At 59.1% G+C, this 19,949-nt stretch carries 13 protein-coding genes; 10 read left to right on the top strand and 3 right to left on the bottom strand.

The window, feature by feature from the left end; all coding sequences use genetic code 11:
- Positions 1 to 261: 261 nt before the first annotated feature.
- Positions 262 to 2,700, bottom strand: coding sequence for a Lon protease family protein (locus BLT00_RS28575; protein WP_063324297.1), 2,439 nt, complete (start codon positions 2,698 to 2,700; stop codon positions 262 to 264).
- A gap of 274 nt (positions 2,701 to 2,974) precedes the next feature.
- Here BLT00_RS28575 and BLT00_RS28570 point away from each other — a divergent pair, with 274 nt between their 5' ends.
- From BLT00_RS28570 to lanM, 7 genes are all read left to right on the top strand, one after another.
- Positions 2,975 to 3,463: a DUF3015 domain-containing protein gene (locus BLT00_RS28570; protein ID WP_003185616.1), complete on the top strand. Its 489-nt coding sequence runs from the start codon at positions 2,975 to 2,977 to the stop codon at positions 3,461 to 3,463.
- Between the two features lie 89 nt (positions 3,464 to 3,552).
- Positions 3,553 to 5,406: an Lnb N-terminal periplasmic domain-containing protein gene (locus BLT00_RS28565; RefSeq protein ID WP_092150620.1), complete on the top strand. Its 1,854-nt coding sequence runs from the start codon at positions 3,553 to 3,555 to the stop codon at positions 5,404 to 5,406.
- Positions 5,407 to 5,510: 104 nt separating this feature from the next.
- A complete protein-coding gene (locus tag BLT00_RS28560) occupies positions 5,511 to 5,867 on the top strand; it encodes a hypothetical protein (RefSeq protein ID WP_092150623.1) in 357 nt (118 codons plus the stop codon).
- Between the two features lie 70 nt (positions 5,868 to 5,937).
- Complete coding sequence (locus BLT00_RS28555; protein ID WP_092150626.1) at positions 5,938 to 6,429, top strand: GreA/GreB family elongation factor; 492 nt, start codon at positions 5,938 to 5,940, stop codon at positions 6,427 to 6,429.
- A gap of 233 nt (positions 6,430 to 6,662) precedes the next feature.
- Positions 6,663 to 6,803 (top strand): hypothetical protein, encoded by a 141-nt coding sequence (locus BLT00_RS31980; protein WP_170845994.1) that lies wholly within the window; start codon positions 6,663 to 6,665, stop codon positions 6,801 to 6,803.
- Positions 6,804 to 6,961: 158 nt separating this feature from the next.
- Positions 6,962 to 7,120, top strand: a complete 159-nt coding sequence (locus BLT00_RS31975) for a hypothetical protein (protein ID WP_175456264.1) — start codon at positions 6,962 to 6,964, stop codon at positions 7,118 to 7,120.
- Positions 7,121 to 7,204: 84 nt separating this feature from the next.
- A complete protein-coding gene (gene lanM, locus BLT00_RS28550; protein ID WP_092150629.1) occupies positions 7,205 to 10,288 on the top strand; it encodes a type 2 lanthipeptide synthetase LanM in 3,084 nt (1,027 codons plus the stop codon).
- 53 nt (positions 10,289 to 10,341) lie between these two features.
- Here the strand turns inward: lanM and ettA are convergent, their stop codons facing one another.
- Positions 10,342 to 12,006 carry an energy-dependent translational throttle protein EttA gene (ettA, locus tag BLT00_RS28545; protein ID WP_092150632.1) on the bottom strand — a complete coding sequence of 555 codons (1,665 nt, stop codon included), beginning with the start codon at positions 12,004 to 12,006 and terminating at the stop codon, positions 10,342 to 10,344.
- A gap of 271 nt (positions 12,007 to 12,277) precedes the next feature.
- Here ettA and BLT00_RS28540 point away from each other — a divergent pair, with 271 nt between their 5' ends.
- From BLT00_RS28540 to BLT00_RS28530, 3 genes are all read left to right on the top strand, one after another.
- A complete protein-coding gene (locus tag BLT00_RS28540) occupies positions 12,278 to 16,126 on the top strand; it encodes a sensor domain-containing protein (protein WP_092150635.1) in 3,849 nt (1,282 codons plus the stop codon).
- A 167-nt stretch (positions 16,127 to 16,293) separates the two neighbouring features.
- Complete coding sequence (gene glyA, locus BLT00_RS28535; protein ID WP_072347783.1) at positions 16,294 to 17,547, top strand: serine hydroxymethyltransferase; 1,254 nt, start codon at positions 16,294 to 16,296, stop codon at positions 17,545 to 17,547.
- Positions 17,548 to 17,775: 228 nt separating this feature from the next.
- Positions 17,776 to 18,306 (top strand): hypothetical protein, encoded by a 531-nt coding sequence (locus BLT00_RS28530; RefSeq protein WP_092150638.1) that lies wholly within the window; start codon positions 17,776 to 17,778, stop codon positions 18,304 to 18,306.
- A 140-nt stretch (positions 18,307 to 18,446) separates the two neighbouring features.
- Here the strand turns inward: BLT00_RS28530 and yjiA are convergent, their stop codons facing one another.
- Entirely contained in the window at positions 18,447 to 19,415 is a 969-nt protein-coding gene (gene yjiA, locus BLT00_RS28525) for a GTPase (protein WP_092150641.1), read from the bottom strand.
- Positions 19,416 to 19,949: the final 534 nt, after the last annotated feature.

Raw genomic sequence — 19,949 nt, 5'->3', positions numbered from 1 at the left:
ATGATGACTCTCGTTATCCTTGAGCTGAGGATAGAAGAAAAGTTCCGGTCGCAAGGACTTTCGAGACCAGAATACGCCGAGCGGTCACAGTGTGAATATTGACGCCAAAGTGGTGGCGTTTTTTTAGAAATAACCCACAAAACAGTGTGGGAGCGAGCTTGCTCGCGATTGCGGTGTGACAGTCGGGAAAACCGTGACTGAAACTCCGCAATCGCGAGCAAGCTCGCTCCCACAGGAGGTCTTGCTGCGGTCAGGAAAACATCAAGCCGGCTTGGCCTCCGTCAATGCCTGCTGTGCCAATTCCTTTTCCGCTTCCTTGATGTCGTCTTCGCTGATCATTTCCGCGATCACCCGCAGCCGCTCCACCACCCGGGCATTGACGCTGCCCTCGGGGAACTCGCCGTTTTCGTCCGGCTCGCCAGCAGGCTCGCCCACCAACAGGCTCAGGGCTTCGTCGGCCTGGCGCACCGCATAGACGTGGAACTGCCCAGCGCGCACGGCGGCCAGCACTTTCTCGTCGAGCATCAAGGTCGCGACGTTGGCCTGGGGAATGATGGCCCCCTGCTCACCGGTCAACCCGCGGGCTTCACAGAGGCGGAAGAAGCCTTCGATCTTCTCGTTGACCCCGCCCACCGCCTGCACTTCACCGAACTGGTTGATCGAGCCGGTAATGGCGAAGCACTGCTTGAGCGGCGTCTTCGACAGGGCCGAGATCAGCGTACACGCCTCGCCCAGGGACGCGCTGTCGCCGTCCACGTAACCGTAGGACTGCTCCAGCGCAATGCTGGCCGAGATCGCCAGCGGGAATTCCTGGGCATAACGACTGCCCAGGTAGCCGGTAAGAATCATCACGCCCTTGGAGTGGATCGGCTGGCCGAGGTTGACCTCCCGCTCGATGTCGACGATGCCGCTGCCGCCCGGGTACACCGTGGCGGAAATCCGCGCGGGTACACCAAACGCAGAGTCGCCGACCTCGAGGACTGTCAGCCCGTTGCATTTGCCCACGGCCGCACCGGCGGTGTCGATCAGGATGATCCCCGCGAGCATGTCGTCGAGGATTCGCGCCGAGACACGCCCGGTACGGGTGGCCTTGGCCTTGAGGGCGCGCTCGATATGACCGGCGTCGGTCATCTCGTCACCGGCCAGTTGGCGAATGAAATCCGCCTCGCTGACCAGTTGGAACAGATCACCGATACGCGCCGACAAGCGCCCCTGGTGTTCGGCCAGACGCGCACTGTAGGTCGCCAGGCGCGCCACCGCGTCGGCAGTCAGCGGCGCCATGCCCTCCTCCGAAGTGCGGGTCTTGAGCAACTGGGCGAACTGCTCCAGGCTCTCGTCGCCCATCGGGATGTCTTCGTCGAAATCCACCAGCACGCGAAACATTTCCTGGAAATCCGGATCCAGGTCCTGCAAAGCGTAGTAGAGCTGGCGGGCGCCGATGATCACGACCTTGACCTGCAGCGGAATGTGCTGCGGCGTCAGGGTCACGGTGGCCACGCGCCCCAGTTCCCCCAGCGGCGATTCCATTTTCAGCTTGCGCGATTGCAGGGCGCGCTTGAGCGCATCCCACACGAACGGCTCACCGAGCATTTTTTCCGCTTCGAGAATCAGGAAACCGCCGTTGGCCCGGTGCAAGGCGCCCGGACGCAACTGCCGGTACGTGGTGTAGAGCGCGCCCTGGTCGGTGCTGTATTCGATGCGACCAAACAGGTTGTCGTAGGTCGGGTGCGGCTCGAACACCACCGGCGCGCCACCACTGAACGGATGCCCGACCACCAGGCTCGGCGCGTACTGTTCCTCCAGCAGCTTGCGGGCGATGGCGTCGGTCTTGCTGTCATCCACCAATTGCTCGACCACAGTCTTGAGCAGATAGACCTGCATGGCCTGCAGGTAGCCGCAGACCGCAGCGTTCTCTGCGTATTTCTCCGACAGTGGTGCCAGCAACGGTTGCAGGGCCAGGGTGATGGTTTCTTCGTTGAGCTGGCGCAACTGGTTGCTGGACTCGCGCTTCCACTGTGGCAGGCTGGCAAGCTCTTCGTTCAAACGCTCTTCCAGGCCCGAGATGTCCTCATGGAAACGCTCGCGCTCGGCTTCCGGCAACTGGGCGAATTCAGCTTCATCCAGGGCCTTGCCTTCGCTCATTGGCGTGAAGGCGATGTTGCTGCTGTCACGGTACAGCGCGACATCCTTCTCCAGCGCCAGGCGCTCGATCACATCCAAGGCGCGGTCATAGCGCTGATTGAAGGCGCGGTCGATGGCACTTTTCTTCTGCTGGTAGGACGGGTGCTCGAATACCGCCGGGAACGTCGCCAGCAAGTTGTCGATCAGGCCGTTGATGTCGGCGATGAAAGCACCGGCCGTACCTGACGGCAGTTCCAGGGCACGGGGTTCGCGGGGCTCATCGAAGTTGTTGACGTAGACCCAGTCCGCCGGGGTCTGCAGGCGCTTGCCTTCGGCCTTGAGGTAGCGTTTGACGAACGAAAACCGGCCAGTGCCGGGCTCACCCATGACGAATACGTTGTAACCGGGGCGCGGCATGGCCACGCCGAACTGCAAGGCTTCGACCGCACGTTCCTGGCCAAGCACACCGCGGAAGGGCTCCAGATCATTGGTGGTAGAGAAGCTGAACTGTTCAGCGGAAAACGGACGGGTCAGCGCTTCGGGCGCTAGACGCAAGCTGGCAGCAACAGGATCAGGCATCGGGCTTCCTTACATCAGGCGGGGCAGATAGCGGCATTCTGGCGCCGCCTGTACCTGACTGGCAAGGAGCGCCTCTGCCCAAAGCATAGTCAAAGGGGAAACCGCGGTCGGGCCCGGTAGACAGGCGATCTTCCAGTGATGTTTTTGCAAAATGTCACGGAACCCTCAGATCGTGCCTAAACTCCAAACTGCGCGGCTGGAACAATAACCGGCCCACTGGCAGCTGTAGGGGCCAGACCCTGTCCATCGGTATGCACATAAAGAGAACATAGCTATGAAACGGATTCTTCTCGGTACTCTCTTCACCGCTGTATCCATCAACGCCATGGCTCAGGCGCCGGGCGGCCCGGATTGCGGCTGGGGCAACATGCTGTTCGAAGGTCAGCGTGGCACTCCGGCACACTTCCTGGCATCCACCACCAACGGCACTTCCGGTAACGCTACCTTCGGCATGACATCCGGCACCAACGGTTGCTCGACCAACGCGGCACTGACTTACGGCGGCAAGTCCTGGCTGGCCATGAATGGCATGATGAACGAGCTGTCCGAAGACATGGCCAAGGGTCAGGGCGAAGCGCTGACCACCTATGCCGTGGTACTGGGCGTGGCGCCGGAAGATCGCGCACACTTCTCCGCCGTTACCCACGAGCACTTCCAGCAGATCTTCAGCAAGGCTGACGTGACAGCGGAAGATGTGCATACCAACACCCTGGCCGTGCTGAAAAGCGATCCTCGCCTGGCCAAGTACGCCACTCAAGCTTAAGCTCGACACCACTCGCTCCTCTCGGGGAGCGGGTTTTCTTTTCGGGGCCCCTTCGGTCTTTGTTTTTTCGCCTTTCCAAGTAGCCGACTATGCTCAAACGCCTTGCCTGGCTGGCGCTCTGTGTGTGCGCCCCGCTGTCCGCCGCGCCTCATGTCGACCCTCAACGTTTGCAGCAACTGGCCAATGACCGCTTCTGGATTTCCCTGGGCCACTACGAAACCGCCAAGCTTGGCGGTTGGCGCAGCTATATCAGCGACAAGCAATTCTTCCTCGCGCCCGATGGCAACGAACATCCCGAGCGTGAACTGAGTGCCACGCTAAAAGCCCTGTACGGCCCGGCCAGCGCCGGCCAGCAGCATGCCCAGTGCGTGTACCCGGCGCGAACGCGCTGGCTCAAGGCCCAGCTCAATCTGACGGATCTGCCGGCCGTTGACTGCAGCGACTTCAACCAATGGTTCAAGGACGTCTCGCCCCACAGCGCGGTGATGATCTTCCCCGCCGCGTATCTGAACAGCCCGTCCTCGATGTTCGGCCACACCCTGCTGCGCATCGACCAGGCCGATGTGCAAAGCGACAAGACCGCCCTGCTCAGCTATGCGATCAATTTCGGCGCCTACATCGAAGGCTCGGACAACAGCATCCTCTATGCCTGGAAGGGCCTGATGGGCGGCTATCCCGGCCTGTTTGCCCTGGTGCCGTACCAGGAAAAACTCTCCGAGTACCGTAGCCTGGAGAACCGCGACCTGTGGGAATACCGCCTGAACCTGAGCCAGGCGGAAACCGAGCGCATGGTCGAGCACGTCTGGGAACTCAAGCAGATTCAGTTCGACTATTTTTTCTTCGACGAAAACTGCTCCTATCGCCTGCTCGAATTGCTGCAAGTGGCTCGCCCCAGCCTGCGCCTGACCGAACAATTCCCGCTGACTGCGATTCCCACCGACACCGTCAAGGCCGTGAAAGAAGCCGGCCTGGTGGAAAGCATCCAGTATCGACCGTCCCGTGAACGGGAACTGCTCAGCCGCGCCGAACCGCTCAGCGACGAAGAACAGCAATGGGTACTCAAAGCCAGCGCCGACCAGCAGCAACTGCAAGCTCCCGGCTTCAAGGCGTTGCCGCGCGAACGCCAGGCGCTGATCATCGATGCGGCCTATCGCCTGGAGCGCTATCGCGCCAACGGCCAGGAGCGCGACCCACAACGCGCCCAGCGCAGTTTCGAACTGTTGCGGGCGATCAACCAAAACCCTGCGCCGGAGCTCGATATCCCGCAACCGGGCCTGCCCGAGGACGGTCACCAATCGCGCACCTGGCAGGCTGGCCTCGGCACGCGGGGCGACCGGGCGTTCGGCGAGTATGGCTTGCGCATGGCCTATCACGATCTCAACGACAACGCCGAGAGCTTCCCCTTGGGCGCACAGATCGAAATCCTGCAATTGAAACTGCGCCAGTACGAAGGCAATGACTGGCAGGTGCAACAACTGGACCTGGCGACCATTCGCTCCCTGACGCCGCGCAACGAGTTGCTGCAACCGCTGTCCTGGCAGGTCACCGGCGGCCTGGAGCGGGTGCCAGGCAAACACGACGACGAAACCCTGGTCAGCCACGTCAACGGCGGCGCAGGTGGCACCTGGGCGCTGGGGGACGAGGTGCTGGGCTTTGCCCTGGGCACGGTGCGGGTCGAGCACAACAATGACTTCGCCCAGTTCATCGCTCCGGCCGCCGGTTTCAATAGCGGTGTGCTGTGGAAAAATCCACTGGGCAACCTGAGCCTGGAAGCCAAGGGTGATTATTTCGTCAACGGCGAAGTGCGCCGCAGCCTGAGCTTGAACCAGCAATGGGAGCTGTCCCGCAACCTCGGCCTGCGCCTGAGTGCCCAGCGGGAGTTCAGCCAATTGGCCTCGCCGGAGAACGAGGTGATGCTTGAGGTGAAGTGGTATCACTACTGACCATGGCCTGCGCAACGAACGGATTAATCACCACGCTTTCACGCCTTACTGACGAATCCACTTCTAGACTTATTGTATGAGCGGGATTCGGCAGGAAAGCAGAAATGAAGCGCACAGCAGTGGTCCTGAGTATGTTGATGTTGCTCGGTGGCTGTGAAACCACCCACGAAGACCTGATCGCCCGGGGTTATCCACCAGCGTTCGCCGACGGCTACGACGACGGTTGCAGCAGCGGCCGGCAAGCCGCCGGGGTGATCACCGGCCAGTTCAGGAAAGACGTGCCGCGCTATCTCAAGGACCCGCGCTACGCCGAAGGCTGGAGCGATGGTTTCCGTCAGTGTCAGGCCATGCGCGAAAGCGAGGAGCGTGACGCCTATCGCGAACGTCACTGGGATGAACGTGAACGGGCCTGGCAACAGCAGAAAGACCAAGATGCCGCCCGGGCTTATCGCTCGCCGTAAGTCGCGCACAGACATTCATCGAAACCAAAAGCCTGCGACCATGGCCCAAACTCCAATAGAGGAGAACACCATGAGTCGCGCTTTCGTCAACGAAGACACCGCCGCAGCCCAGGCCGATCAACCGGTCGAACGCCAGGTCAGTGCCCAGCCCAATTACGTGACACCGTCCGGGTTTGCCCAGTTGCAGGCCCGCGTCGCCCAGTTGCAGGCACTGCATGGCCAGCACGCAGCCAAAGGCGACCAGGCAGACAAACAGCGCATCGCCGACATTGAACGGGACCTGCGCTATTTCAATCAGCGCTTGCAAAGCGCCCAAGTCGTCGTGCCGACATCAACGGATCAGGTGCGGATCGGGCATTGGGTGACCTTCGTCGATGAGCATGATCACGAGCAGCGGGTGCAATTGGTGGGTGAAGACCAAGCTGATGCGGCCAGTGGACTGATCAACTGGGGTTCGCCGCTGGGGCGAGCGTTGCTGGGGGCGAAGGTGGGGGATGAGGTGATCTGGGAGCGACCGATGGGCAATCTCGCCATTGAAGTCATTGCAATAGCGCTTGATTAACGAACTGAGCGAGCAGCACTTGTTAGTACCATGAGAAAACACTTAAACCTTTCCTGCAGACTCGAACAAGAGCAATAAAGCCTCTAGCGCTAGAGCGTCGCAACAGTAACCACATACCTGTAGCAACATGTAACTGCAACATAAGGTCATAACGACAAGTTTGTGCTTAATCGGCAGCGTGCTATTGTTTTTCCCGCACCAAAACAGGTGCGTAACAGCAGAGGAGAAACACGATGAGCGAACACATACTGGCAATGTCCGGTGACTTCGATGGTGACTTCAAGTCCTACCAACTCGTCAGTCGCGGCATTGAGTCAGCAGCGCTGACCATTGTCGAATGTGGCACCGCAGAGTGCACCGCCATTTTGTGCTAATCCCACTTTCAAGGTCGACCTGCACAGGGCGACTTTGATATCCCTAATCCCATTCATAGACAACTTCATTTGACATCCTACAGTTCGGATACAGTGATTGGCATCCGATTGGCCGCAGGCCGCTGTACGCGATATTCAATAACTGATGAGGAAATATCATGAGCGAAAAAATCCTGAACATGTCCGGTGACTTCTATCTCGAGTTCAACGCCTACCAAGCGCCCGCCAACAACATCGGGGGCATGCTGGCAACGACGATGGAATGCAACACCTTTGGAACTTGCACCAATATTGGATGCTCGACACTCGGGTGTTAATCCCGCTTAATCGACGTCGAAACAGGCAACACCTATAAACATAGAGCAGGCATTGCCTGCTCTATCCATGTCAGGAGCTATGGCATGCTTGTTAACGCTTTGAAGTTGGATCAGCGAGGAAAGTACCGGTACGCTTCAGACGGCGACATCGCCCTTTTTGAAAACAACCTGACCCGCCTGCATGCCGATGATCAAACCGTGCTGGATCACTTTGGCCTGAACAGGGAACAACTGGTCTCGTATATCAAGGAACCCGTCAATCAGCAGCCCTTGCCCGCCGCAGGCGAAGACGCCTTGAATACGTTGAAAGAGAAATTGATTCATCTCGACAGCGTGAATGTCGACATGAAACAAGGCTCAAGCAACAAGGACAATTTTTATTGGTTTGGCTATCGCTTTTTTCTTTATTTCATCGATACGTTCAAGGCAGATGCGCGCTATTCGAATGCGTCAAGGCACATTGATGAACCCGCCTTGTTTGCCAGCCTTGAACGCTATGTCCTGGCCCGGGTTGGACGCACCTCGGAACAAAGCCTGGTCCATTATTTGAATACACGGATTGCGGACGGCGATGACATTGACCTGGAAGGATTCAATCACCTTCTACGCACGTTGCCGCTGCTGAAGTTTTTCGAATCCTACCCAGTGCTGGCGACATTGCTGTTTGACCTACTGGAAGACACCCTCCATTTTCTTTATACGGTCATTCATAACTTTGCCGACGACGCTGAATGGTTGGAGACAGCGTTTTCGATCCCCTCGCGGAAAATCGACGCTATTGAGCTCGGCCTGGGCGACCCTCACGGTCGTGGCGAAACGGTCTGCCAAGTCAATATCGGCACCACGGCATTGGTCTACAAGCCAAGGGCAAGCCGGGAGGCACTGTTTTTCTATGGCCTTCTTGGCCAATTGCATGAGTGGACAGGCGCAGATTGTTTTTCTATCCATACGCCCAAAATCCTCAGCCGCGAACGGCACAGCTGGGTAGAAAAAGTCGAGAACCTCCCTTGCGATAGCGAAACAGACATTGGGCTGTTCTATCAAAAAATGGGGGCACAAATAGCCGTCATCCATGGATTGAATGGCATCGACTTTCACTACGAAAATATTATTGCGTGCGGCAACAGCCCGGTCATGATTGACCTCGAGTGTTTGTTCACGGCTTCCACCAGCGACCTGCTCACTGACCTGCCCGCAGGTTGCGCACTGTCCAATAGTTTTAAATTGGTCCAGCAATCAATCTGCTCCAGCGGCTTCGTACCCTTCTCACAACAGCCCAATAACGACCAGAGCGGTCTGACCCGGCAAGCGCTATTCATCTCCACCCGCCATTCCCTGATTTTCGACGATGGTTTTTACCATTTGCGCAAAGTCGAATTCGAACACCACCTGATGCAAAAACATCTGCCGCTTTTGCAGGGTGAGCGCAAGGGACCTGAGGCTTATAAAAAAGAACTTTTCCAAGGCTTTGAAAAGGCCTATGGCGAACTGCTGGTTCATCGGCGCGCGATCATGCAGATGCTTGAACAATCCGCAGGCGAACTGTCAACCCGGGTGTTGCTCAAAAATTCTCAGCGCTACGCTGATTTTATCGGGCTGATCCGCCACCCTCGCTTTATGCAGAACATGCTCGACCGGGAACTTCTGCTCGCCACCCTGTGGGAAGACCTGAAAGAACCCTATCGGGAAAAGGGCATTCCCCGCTATGAAATAGCCGACCTGCAACGATCCAGTATCCCGTGCTTTACCATGCCGCTGAACGGCAACTATTTTACGAGCGCACAGGGTGAAACAATTGAAATGGCAGCCGTGGAACCACCGGTAAAAAGCTGCCTGCGGAAAATAGCCAACCTGTCCCGCAAAGACTGGGCCTTACAACGCACCTTACTCGAAATCTGTCTGTTCCCAGAACCGAACGGACATCCCCCCTCCCCTATTCCGCAGACGCTGGCGAACCTTGAAACAGCGCCCCTGGCGGACCGACTCGACGCGCTACAGACCATCAGCGCCCGCCTCGAGGAGCTGGCGGTAGTGGGCATGACGGAAGATGTAAGCTGGCTGTCTTTCCATACGCACCCCACGACCCAGAGAAAATACCCGTCGCCCATGGATCACGGGCTGTATTCCGGTATCGCCGGGATTGGCTTGTTTTATCTGGGCCTGTTCAAGGTGAGCGGCGAACCGCACTTTCTGTCGCGCATGGATCAGGTCCTGTACTCCCTGGAACAACGCTTTGGCTTTTTCAAAACCGATTTGACCGTCAGTGCCTATCACGGGCTGGGGGCTTATCTCTATCTGCTGATCAATCGTCGGCAAATAACGGGAGATCCGAAACACGATGAAAAAATCGCCGGCCTGCTGACCCAACTGATTGAAGTCCCTCCTGAAGACTATGATTTCGACTTCCTCGGAGGCTGTTGTGGGGCTGTGACCCTGCTGGCCAATATCCATGCATTGTCTGCACAGGAGGACGTGCTGCCAGCCATCCAACGCATGATTGGCTACATCAAGGATCAAGTCCTGATTGAAGATGGCCAACTGCTGCGGCGTGATGATCGCTCGGTCATTTTGACAGGCTTGTCCCACGGCCTCTCGGGGGTCATCCATGCCCTGTGCAAAGCCTATGACGTGACCGGCGATGCGACCCTGGTGCCCTTGGCCATCCAGGTGCTCGAAGGTGAAAACCGCATGAGCCGGGACGGTTTCTGGCTGGACCTGCGAAACCTCGGCCCGGCGGACCATACGTCCAAGTGGTGCCACGGCGACGGCGGTATCCTTATCGCCAGGCGACAGCTCATGGCATCGATGGGGGACGCCCTGGACGACGCGGCCAGGCAGACCGTGCTCGACGATATACAGCGATGCGAGAACAATCTCTGGCAGCACGGTTTCGGCGAGGGCTTTAACCTGTGCCACGGCGATTTCGGCAATCTGATCTGTCTGCATGACCTGTATCGGCATTCGGATAATCCCGAAGGCATGAGCAGGGTCAGAAAGACACTCGACGAAATCGCCCGGCAGTTTTTCGAGGGACCATGGCTCGACAACGATCGGGTACCCGACGTCAGCCTGTTGACCGGAATCACGGGGGCGGGTTATGCCTTGCTGTACGAGATGGACCCGACCCTCCCCAACATTCTCTCCCTTGAATTCGCGGTGCCGGCGTAACCCCCATAAAAAACGGAGCCCGAAGGCTCCGTTTTTTCATGCAACCAACCGACTCAGGCCAGTTTTTTGTGCCGTACGCGGTGCGGCTGGGCAGCCGCTTCGCCGAGGCGCTTCTTGCGATCGGCTTCGTACTCGGTGTAGTTGCCTTCGAAGAACACCGCTTGCGAATCGTCGTCGTATGCCAGGATGTGGGTCGCCACGCGGTCGAGGAACCACCGATCGTGGGAGATCACAATGGCGGCGCCCGGGAAGTCCAGCAAGGCTTCTTCCAGGGAACGCAAGGTTTCGACGTCGAGGTCGTTGGACGGTTCGTCGAGCAGCAGGACGTTGCCGCCCTCCTTCAAGGTCAACGCCAGGTGCAAGCGACCGCGCTCACCACCGGACAGGTCCTTGACGAACTTCTGCTGATCGCCGCCCTTGAAGTTGAAACGGCCCACATAAGTGCGCGACGGGATTTCATAGTTGCCGATGCGGATCTGGTCGGAACCGTCGGAGATCTGCTGGAACACGGTCTTGCTGCCGTCCAGGTCTTCGCGGCTCTGGTCGACGCAGGCCAGTTGCACGGTTTCACCGATTTCGATGCTGCCCGAATCCGGCGTTTCCTTGCCCATCAGCATGCGGAACAGCGTGGATTTACCCGCACCGTTACCACCGATCACGCCGACAATGGCGCCCTTGGGCATGGAGAACGACAGGTTGTCGATCAGCACGCGATCGCCGTAGCCCTTGGTGACGTTCTTGAACTCGATGACCTTGTCACCCAGGCGCGGACCGGCCGGGATGTAGATCTCGTTGGTTTCGCTGCGCTTCTGGAATTCCTGGGATTGCATTTCCTCGAAGCGTTGCAGACGCGCCTTGGATTTGGACTGGCGGGCCTTGGCACCTTTGCGCACCCACTCCAGTTCTTCCTTCATGGCTTTTTCATGGGCCGACTGCTGCTTGGATTCCTGGGCCAGACGATCGGACTTGGCTTCCAGCCAGCCCGAATAGTTGCCCTCGTATGGAATGCCTGCGCCACGGTCGAGTTCGAGGATCCAGCCGGCGACGTTGTCCAGGAAGTAACGGTCGTGCGTGATCGCAACCACGGTGCCTGGGAAGTCGTGCAGGAAGTGTTCGAGCCAGGCGACGGAATCGGCGTCCAGGTGGTTGGTCGGTTCGTCGAGCAGCAGCATGTCGGGGGCCGACAGCAACAGGCGGCACAGGGCCACGCGGCGCTTCTCACCACCAGACAGGTGTTCGACCTTCGCGTCCCAGGCCGGCAGGCGCAGCGCATCGGCGGCGACTTCCAGCTGGCGATCCAGGTTGTGGCCGTCGCTGGCCTGCAGGATCGCTTCGAGCTTGGCCTGTTCGGCGGCCAGCTTGTCGAAGTCGGCATCCGGATCGGCGTAGGCGGCATAGACCTCGTCGAGGCGCGCCTGGGCGTCCTTGATCACACTGACCGCTTCCTCGACCACTTCACGGACGGTCTTGGTCGGATCCAGCTGAGGCTCCTGGGGCAGGTAGCCGATGTTCAGGTCCGGCATCGGGCGGGCTTCGCCGTCGAATTCGTTATCGACGCCGGCCATGATTTTCAGCAGCGTGGATTTACCCGAACCGTTGAGGCCCAGTACGCCGATCTTGGCGCCGGGGAAGAAGGACAGTGAAATATTTTTCAGGATTTCCCGCTTCGGCGGAACAACTTTGCTCAGCCGATGCATGGTGAAGACGTATTGAGCCATGGTGAACCTAGCGTCAGTGACAGGTGAAAAGAACGAGCCAGGCCATGCGCGGCACCGGCACTTGACGGTCATCAATGCCTGCGCGCGGATAGAGCCTGGGAATCTGGAGCTGGAACGCTCTTGTTTGACCGGCAAAGCTACCTCAACCGTCGGTCAAGGTCCAGCCGCCAAGGGCTGGCACTTTGCCACAAGTCAAGGCATGCTAGCCGCCCTTCGGGCGTCCGGCTTATAGTGCACGTCGCGCCAGTCCAGCAAACTGCAGGATTACAGCTTGTCCAACGTCACTCCGCCCCTGTCCCCTCGCGCACCCGCAGTCGTGTCCGGCTCGCCCCTGCGCGGGACATTGAAGAGCGCACTGGCCACGCTGGTGTTGCTGTTGCTCGGCTTGCTGTTCTGGCAATTGCTCGACCAACTGCGCGAAACCCAACAGCAGCAACGCCAATACACCATCGACTACACCGCCGATCTCGCCGCGCAAGTCAGCCTGAACATGGCCCTGAACGCGCAAATCGCCCTCAACCTGCTACCGATCGTCGAACAACCCCAAACGGGCGACGAACAGCGGGCCCTGGTGCGCAAACTCCAGCAATCGCTCCCCGAATTGCGCAGCCTGGTCCTGCTGAGCCCCTCCGGCCGAGTGCTCAGTGACAGCGACGCCGACAGCCACGACGCCGACTACCTGGGCGAACTGGTGCGGCGCAGCCGGGCCCAGGCCCATTATTTCAGCAATGCCGAAGACGGCTCCGTGGTGCACCTATTGTTGCACCAGGCCAGCGGTAGCAGCCGTGGCTACTGGGCCCTGCGCCTGAGCCCGAACTTTTTCTCCACCCTGACCAAGCAGGCCGATATGGGGCTGCGCCCGCTGTGGCTGGTAGAAAACCGTCTCAACCAGCAGATCATCAGCCGCGACGAAAGCCTGCCCTCGAGCAGCCCTACCCATTTGTCCCCGGATGACCTGGAGAACACCGTACTGACCGTGCCCTTGAGCAGCAGCGACTGGCAACTGCGGGGGCTGTTCGACCGTCGCCAGGTAATCGAACAACTGTTGCCGGCCTTCATCGGCAAATGCCTGCTGGGCCTGGCGTTTTCGTTGTTGCCGGTGATTGCGCTCTTGAACATGCGCCGACGTCAGCGGCAGTTGCATGAAGGTCGGCGGCGCTACCAGGATATTTTCGAAGGCACTGGCGTGGCCTTGTGCGTGCTCGACCTGTCGGGGCTCAAGGCTTTTTTTGAGCGGGCCGGCCTGCACACGGGCGATCAATTGCGCGCATGGACAAAAACCTCCCATCAACTCGAGCAATTGCGTCAGGAAGTTCACGTCACCGAAGTCAACCAGATGGCATTGAAACTGCTCAATGTCGATTCCTGCGATCAGGCCTGGCAACTGCTGGTCGGCAAGGGTACGCAGGACAACAACCCCGTCGGCTCGAAGCTGCTCGAGGCGCTGCTCGATCAACACAAGCAACTGGAGCTGGAAATCAAGCTCCAGGACGCCCATGGCCGCGACCAGCACCTGTGGCTGGTGCTGCGCCTGCCGGAAAAACAGCAAGACCATAACGCGGTCATCCTGAGCATCAGCGACATCACCAGCCGCAAGCTGATCGAGCTCTCGCTGCTCGAACGCGAGGGTTTCTGGTCCGACGTGGTGCGCACCGTGCCGGATCATCTCTATGTGCAGGACGTCATCAGTCAGCGGATGATCTTCAGCAACCACCACCTGGGCCAGACCCTGGGGTACGACCGCACCGAACTGCACCAGATGGGCGAGTACTTCTGGGAAATCCTGCTGCACAGCGACGATGCCGATCACTACCACAGCCTGCGCCAGGCACAGCGGCGGGGCGGGTACACGCAATTGTTGCAATGCCAACTGCGCTTTCGCCACCGCAATGGCAAATGGCGCTGCTTCGACATCCGCGAGCAGGCCCTGGCCCGGGACCGGGATAACCAGGTGACACGAATCATCGGCGTGGCCAAGGACGTCACCGAGCAGATCGAGGCCAGTGAATCGCTGCGTGACAGCGAACAACGCTACCGGATGCTCGCCGAAAGCATCAGCGACGTGATTTTCTCCACCGACAACAAGCTTTCGCTCAACTACGTCAGCCCGTCGGTGCAAGCGGTACTGGGCTACACCGCCGACTGGATCTTCCAGAACGGCTGGCAATCGATCATCGCCAATCCGCAACAACTGACCGGCATCTACAGCCTGATGGACCGGGTCAGCAAGGCCCTCGACAAGCCCGATCAACTGGCCGAGCTGCGCAACCAGATGCAGACCCAGTTGTTCCTGTTCGACTGCCTGCGTGCCGATGGGCGCAAGATTCCCATCGAGCTGCGGCTGGTACTGGTGTGGGATGAACACGGCGCGTTCGAAGGCGTGCTCGGCGTCGGTCGCGACATCAGCCAGCAGCGTCGCGCTGAAAAAGACCTGCGCATGGCCGCTACGGTCTTCGAACACTCGACCTCGGCGATCCTGATCACCGACCCGGCCGGCTACATTGTCCAGGCCAACGAAGCCTTCAGTCGCGTCAGCGGTTATGCCGTGTCGCAAGTACTGGACCAGTTGCCCAACATGCTGACCGTGGACGAACAGCAGGAAGCCCACTTGCGCTACGTGCTCAAGCAGCTGCAACAGCACAGCACCTGGGAAGGCGAAGTCTGGCTCAAGCGCCGCAATGGCGAGCATTACCCAGCGTGGGTCGGCATTACGGCCGTGCTGGATGACGAAGGTGACCTAGCCAGCTATGTGTGCTTCTTCAGCGACATCAGCGAGCGCAAGGCCAGCGAGCAGCGCATTCATCGCCTGGCCTATTACGACGCCCTGACTCACCTGCCCAACCGCACGCTGTTCCAGGATCGCCTGCACACCGCACTGCAATCGGCTGACCGGCAGAAGACCTGGGTCGTGCTGATGTTCCTCGACCTGGACCGTTTCAAGCCGATCAACGACTCCCTGGGCCATGCCGCCGGCGATCGGATGCTCAAGGAAATGGCCACGCGCCTGCTCGGCTGCGTCGCCGACGACGACACTGTGGCACGCATGGGTGGCGATGAATTCACCCTGCTGCTGCAACCGCGCGCCAGCCGCGAAATGGCGCTGAACCGGGCAATCAACGTAGCCGAGCAGATCCTCGCCAGCCTGGTCCGGCCCTTCGTGCTCGAAGGCCGGGAGTTCTTCGTCACCGCCAGTATTGGTATCGCCCTGAGCCCCCAGGACGGCAACGAACTGAGCCAATTGATGAAGAACGCCGACACAGCCATGTATCACGCCAAGGAGCGGGGCAAGAACAACTTCCAGTTCTATCAGGCCGACATGAACGCCAGCGCCCTGGAGCGCCTGGAGCTGGAAAGCGACCTGCGCCACGCCCTGGAACAGAACGAATTCGTGCTGTATTACCAGCCGCAGTTCAGCGGCGATGGCAAACGTTTGACCGGTGCCGAAGCCCTGCTGCGCTGGCGCCATCCGCGACGCGGATTGGTGCCGCCGGGGGATTTCATCCCGGTACTCGAAGAACTCGGCTTGGTGGTGGACGTCGGCGACTGGGTCATCACCGAGGCCTGTCGGCAGCTCAGGACATGGCACCAGGCCAAGGTCCGGGTGCCGAAGGTCTCGGTCAACATTTCGGCCCGGCAGTTCTCCGACGGCCAGTTGGGCACGCGCATCGCCAATATCCTGCGCAGCACCGGCCTGCCGCCGGCCTGCCTGGAGCTGGAACTGACGGAAAGTATCCTGATGCGCGAAGTCAGCGAGGCGATGCAAATCCTGGCCGGGCTGAAAAACCTGGGCCTGAGCATCGCCGTCGATGACTTCGGCACCGGTTATTCGTCGCTCAACTACCTCAAGCAATTCCCCATCGACGTGCTGAAGATCGACCGCACCTTCGTCGACGGCCTGCCGTCCGGCGAGCAGGATGCGCAGATCGCCCGGGCGATCATCGCCATGGCCCACAGCCTCAACCTGGCGGTGATCGCCGAGGGTGTCGAGACCCACGAGCAGCTGGATTTCCTGCGCGAGCACGGCTGCGACGAAGTCCAGGGCTACCTGTTCGGCCGGCCGATGCCGGCCAATCGGTTCGAAGCGCAGTTCAGCAATGATGCGTTGTTCATGATTGATTGAGGCAGTTGCAAGCTTCAAGCGGCAAGCGGCAAGCTGAAGGCAGAAACGGTCCGCGTTAACTTGCAGCTTGTCGCTTGCATCTTGAAGCTGAATTCCTTTCATATGCCTTCCAAAACCGGTTGGGTTAGAATGCCCCCCTTTTCTGCCCCCGATCCTTGAGGACCGCCATGTTCAGCCGTGATTTGACTATTGCCAAGTACGACGCCGATCTCTTTGCCGCCATGGAGCAAGAAGCTCAGCGCCAGGAAGAGCACATTGAGCTGATCGCTTCGGAAAACTACACCAGCCCCGCGGTGATGGAAGCTCAAGGCTCGGTACTGACCAACAAGTACGCCGAAGGCTACCCAGGCAAGCGTTACTACGGTGGTTGCGAGTACGTCGACGTGGTCGAGCAACTGGCCATCGACCGCGCCAAGCAACTGTTCGGCGCCGATTACGCCAACGTCCAGCCGCACGCAGGCTCCCAAGCCAACTCCGCCGTGTACTTGGCGCTGCTGTCGGCCGGTGACACCATCCTGGGCATGAGCCTGGCCCACGGCGGTCACCTGACCCACGGTGCCAGCGTTTCCTCCTCCGGCAAGCTGTACAACGCCGTCCAGTACGGCATCGACGGCAACGGCCTGATCGACTACGACGAAGTCGAGCGCTTGGCCCTCGAGCACAAGCCGAAAATGATCGTGGCCGGTTTCTCCGCCTACTCCCAGGTCCTCGACTTCCCGCGTTTCCGCGAGATTGCCGACAAGGTCGGTGCCTACCTGTTCGTCGACATGGCTCACGTAGCGGGCCTGGTCGCCGCTGGCGTCTACCCGAACCCGGTGCCATTCGCCGACGTGGTCACCACCACCACCCACAAGACCCTGCGCGGTCCACGTGGCGGCCTGATCCTGGCGCGCGCCAATGCCGACATCGAGAAGAAGCTGAACTCTGCCGTCTTCCCGGGTGCCCAGGGTGGCCCGCTGGAGCACGTGATCGCGGCCAAGGCGATCTGTTTCAAGGAAGCCCTGCAACCTGAGTTCAAGGCTTACCAGCAACAAGTGGTGAAGAATGCCAAGGCCATGGCCGGCGTGTTCATCGAGCGCGGCTTCGACGTGGTGTCCGGCGGTACTGAAAACCACCTGTTCCTGCTCTCGCTGATCAAGCAAGAGATCTCCGGCAAAGACGCCGACGCGGCGCTGGGCAAGGCGTTCATCACCGTCAACAAGAACTCGGTGCCAAACGACCCACGCTCTCCGTTCGTTACCTCGGGTCTGCGTTTCGGCACCCCGGCCGTGACCACTCGCGGTTTCAAGGAAGCCGAGTGCAAGGAACTGGCTGGCTGGATCTGCGACATCCTGGCGGACCTGAACAACGAAGCGGTCATCGACGCCGTGCGTGAGAAGGTCAAGGCTATTTGCAAGAAGCTGCCGGTGTACGGCGCTTAATCAGCCCGTCAGACCGTAGCCAAAAGGCCCGCCTCTTCGAGGCGGGCCTTTTTTATGGGCTGTTAAAAAGTTAACGCCAACTTACCCGTTCATCCTTACACCATTCACTGGTTGTTATCGCACTTAACTTTCTGCAATACAGATAATACCACCCACCCCCAACAAACTAATAAGATCCCACTCGCTCCATCTCATACTTACTAACTCAACACAGGATTCAATTATCACATGGACAGTGAAAAATCTTTTCATGCAACACTTCGCATGTTTGATGCCCACGTCAATCTACTTGAAACGCTGCATGGTAAACCTGCGATGGCGACCGTCAGTTCATTCAGCGGCGGATTCTTTACCGGCAAACCGCAAACCCATGATCACTCGCATTTGCTCGGCATGCGCGCCGAAGCCCAGGCCACGGCCTCTACCCAATTGATGCTGCATTTCCGGCCTACGCCCAATGGCTACATCCTGACCCTGAAAAACCCCGGGGAATACTACAACAGGCTGATTAGCAAGAGTTGGCTTGAAGTACTTGGTGCAGTACATCCAAACACTGCCAACCCGACGCGTTTCATCCTGGTCGATCAACAACACAACATCATCACTCGGAAAAACATCAACACCCAGCACACTCCCCTCTCTCTCATGACCGCAACCCATAAATATGTCGGGGGATTAAGAGTGCCTGGCTCGCCGTATCTCTATCTGGCCGAGACCGAAGAAAAATCAAAGATAACTTTTATCTTAAGCCTGCACTAAGGCATGTAAATCTCGTAAAAGACAAATAACCAGATAGCTCTTGTGGCGCAGGATATTCCCTCGCCACAAGGCTCTACGGTGGGCAGCTTCTCCTTCAACAACTCACCTTGGGCAAGTTGAAAGCCACAGGCAGCGGAACATCAAAGCAGGATGGCATCGAAGCCTGCACGGATTTTCTCTTCGGGCAGTTCGTCGGCGATGAATACGATCACGCTTTCCCGGGGTTCATCCGGAGCCCATTCGGTGTCCCAATCGAAACCGTACAGTTTCAGTACGCCCTGGAATACCAGTCGACGGGGTTCGCCGGCGATGTTCAGCACACCTTTGTAGCGCAACAATTGCTTGCCGTGCTCTTCCAGCAACTGGTTCATGAACTCGCTGAGCTTTTCGATATCCAGTGGTTTGTCAGTGCGCAGCACGAGGCTGCTGATCCGATCGCCCGTGGTGGCCTTGCCGACCGGCCGCAAGCTGAACCCTGCGCCCAGGTCCGCATTGAGATTGAAGCCACGGATATCGAGCAGTTCGGCCAGGTCGATCTTGCCATGTTCCACCACCCTGATAGGCGCTCGCCGATTGATGCGCGCCAAGCGTTCACCAAGGGCTTGGACCTGGGCTGCGTCCACCAGATCGGTTTTGCTCAAGAGCAGGCGGTCGGCAAATCCAACCTGGGCCTGGGCGATGGCCTGGGTCAGGTGGACATCGGCATGAGCAGCATCCACCAGGGTCAGGATCCCATCGAGGATGTAACGCTCGCGCAGGTCCTCATCGATGAAAAACGTCTGGGCCACCGGCGCTGGGTCGGCCAGTCCGGTGCACTCGATGACCAGGCGATCGAAGGCAATCTCGCCGCTGTCCAGCCGCTCGAGCAACAGATACAGGGCCTTGGTCAGGTCGGTGTGGATGGTGCAGCACACGCAACCGTTGGCCAGGGTCATGACTTGCACCGGCTCGTCGCCCAGCAGTTGGGTGTCGATACCGGCATCGCTGAATTCGTTCTCGATCACGGCGATTTTCAGGCCGTGTTCGGCCTTGAGCAGATGGCGCAACAGCGTGGTCTTGCCGGCGCCGAGGAAGCCGCTGAGGATGGTGACCGGGATGGGAGAGGACAAACTGAATCTCCTTGATGCCTGAAAGGGAAGCGGTTTTGTGGAAGCGAGCCTGCACGCGAAGGCGTCGGGTCAGTTGACATCGATGCTACTGACCCACCGCCATCGCGAGCAAGCCCGCTCCCACATGGGTTTGAGGCTACCTCAACTCAACAGCACTTGGACCCACCCTTGCCACCGTAACCAACAGCGGAATCAAGCCAGGCAACCACCCTGTGGCGAGGGAGCTTGCTCCCGCTCGGCTGCGCAGCAGTCGCAAAACCGGCTGATACAGTCGGCCTGAAGAACCGCCGGGGCCTGCTTCGCACGCCAGCGGGAGCAAGCTCCCTCGCCACAAGGGATTTGTGGCGCATACAAATTCTGAGCCCCCCCAAAAACAACTGTGGGAGCAAGCTCACTCCCACATGGGGTTTGACTCAACAGCACTTGGGCCCAGCCTTCGCAGTAACCAACAGCGCAATCAAGCCAGACAACTACCCTGTGGCGAGGGAGCTTGCTCCCGCTCGGCTGCGCAGCAGTCGCAAAACCGGCTGATAC

This window comes from Pseudomonas sp. NFACC51, from assembly GCF_900103575.1.
Lineage (GTDB): Bacteria > Pseudomonadota > Gammaproteobacteria > Pseudomonadales > Pseudomonadaceae > Aquipseudomonas > Aquipseudomonas fluorescens_Q.
Note: the sequence above shows the minus strand (reverse complement) of the source record. Positions and strands in the feature narration are given on the sequence as shown.

What these genes read in the sequence shown, in the direction of transcription:
- BLT00_RS28575 (WP_063324297.1), bottom strand. Translation starts at nt 2,700, where the DNA reads ATGCCTGATCCTGTTGCTGCCAGCTTGCGTCTAGCGCCCGAAGCGCTG.
- BLT00_RS28570 (WP_003185616.1), top strand. Translation starts at nt 2,975, where the DNA reads ATGAAACGGATTCTTCTCGGTACTCTCTTCACCGCTGTATCCATCAAC.
- BLT00_RS28565 (WP_092150620.1), top strand. Translation starts at nt 3,553, where the DNA reads ATGCTCAAACGCCTTGCCTGGCTGGCGCTCTGTGTGTGCGCCCCGCTG.
- BLT00_RS28560 (WP_092150623.1), top strand. Translation starts at nt 5,511, where the DNA reads ATGAAGCGCACAGCAGTGGTCCTGAGTATGTTGATGTTGCTCGGTGGC.
- BLT00_RS28555 (WP_092150626.1), top strand. Translation starts at nt 5,938, where the DNA reads ATGAGTCGCGCTTTCGTCAACGAAGACACCGCCGCAGCCCAGGCCGAT.
- BLT00_RS31980 (WP_170845994.1), top strand. Translation starts at nt 6,663, where the DNA reads ATGAGCGAACACATACTGGCAATGTCCGGTGACTTCGATGGTGACTTC.
- BLT00_RS31975 (WP_175456264.1), top strand. Translation starts at nt 6,962, where the DNA reads ATGAGCGAAAAAATCCTGAACATGTCCGGTGACTTCTATCTCGAGTTC.
- lanM (WP_092150629.1), top strand. Translation starts at nt 7,205, where the DNA reads ATGCTTGTTAACGCTTTGAAGTTGGATCAGCGAGGAAAGTACCGGTAC.
- ettA (WP_092150632.1), bottom strand. Translation starts at nt 12,006, where the DNA reads ATGGCTCAATACGTCTTCACCATGCATCGGCTGAGCAAAGTTGTTCCG.
- glyA (WP_072347783.1), top strand. Translation starts at nt 16,294, where the DNA reads ATGTTCAGCCGTGATTTGACTATTGCCAAGTACGACGCCGATCTCTTT.
- BLT00_RS28530 (WP_092150638.1), top strand. Translation starts at nt 17,776, where the DNA reads ATGGACAGTGAAAAATCTTTTCATGCAACACTTCGCATGTTTGATGCC.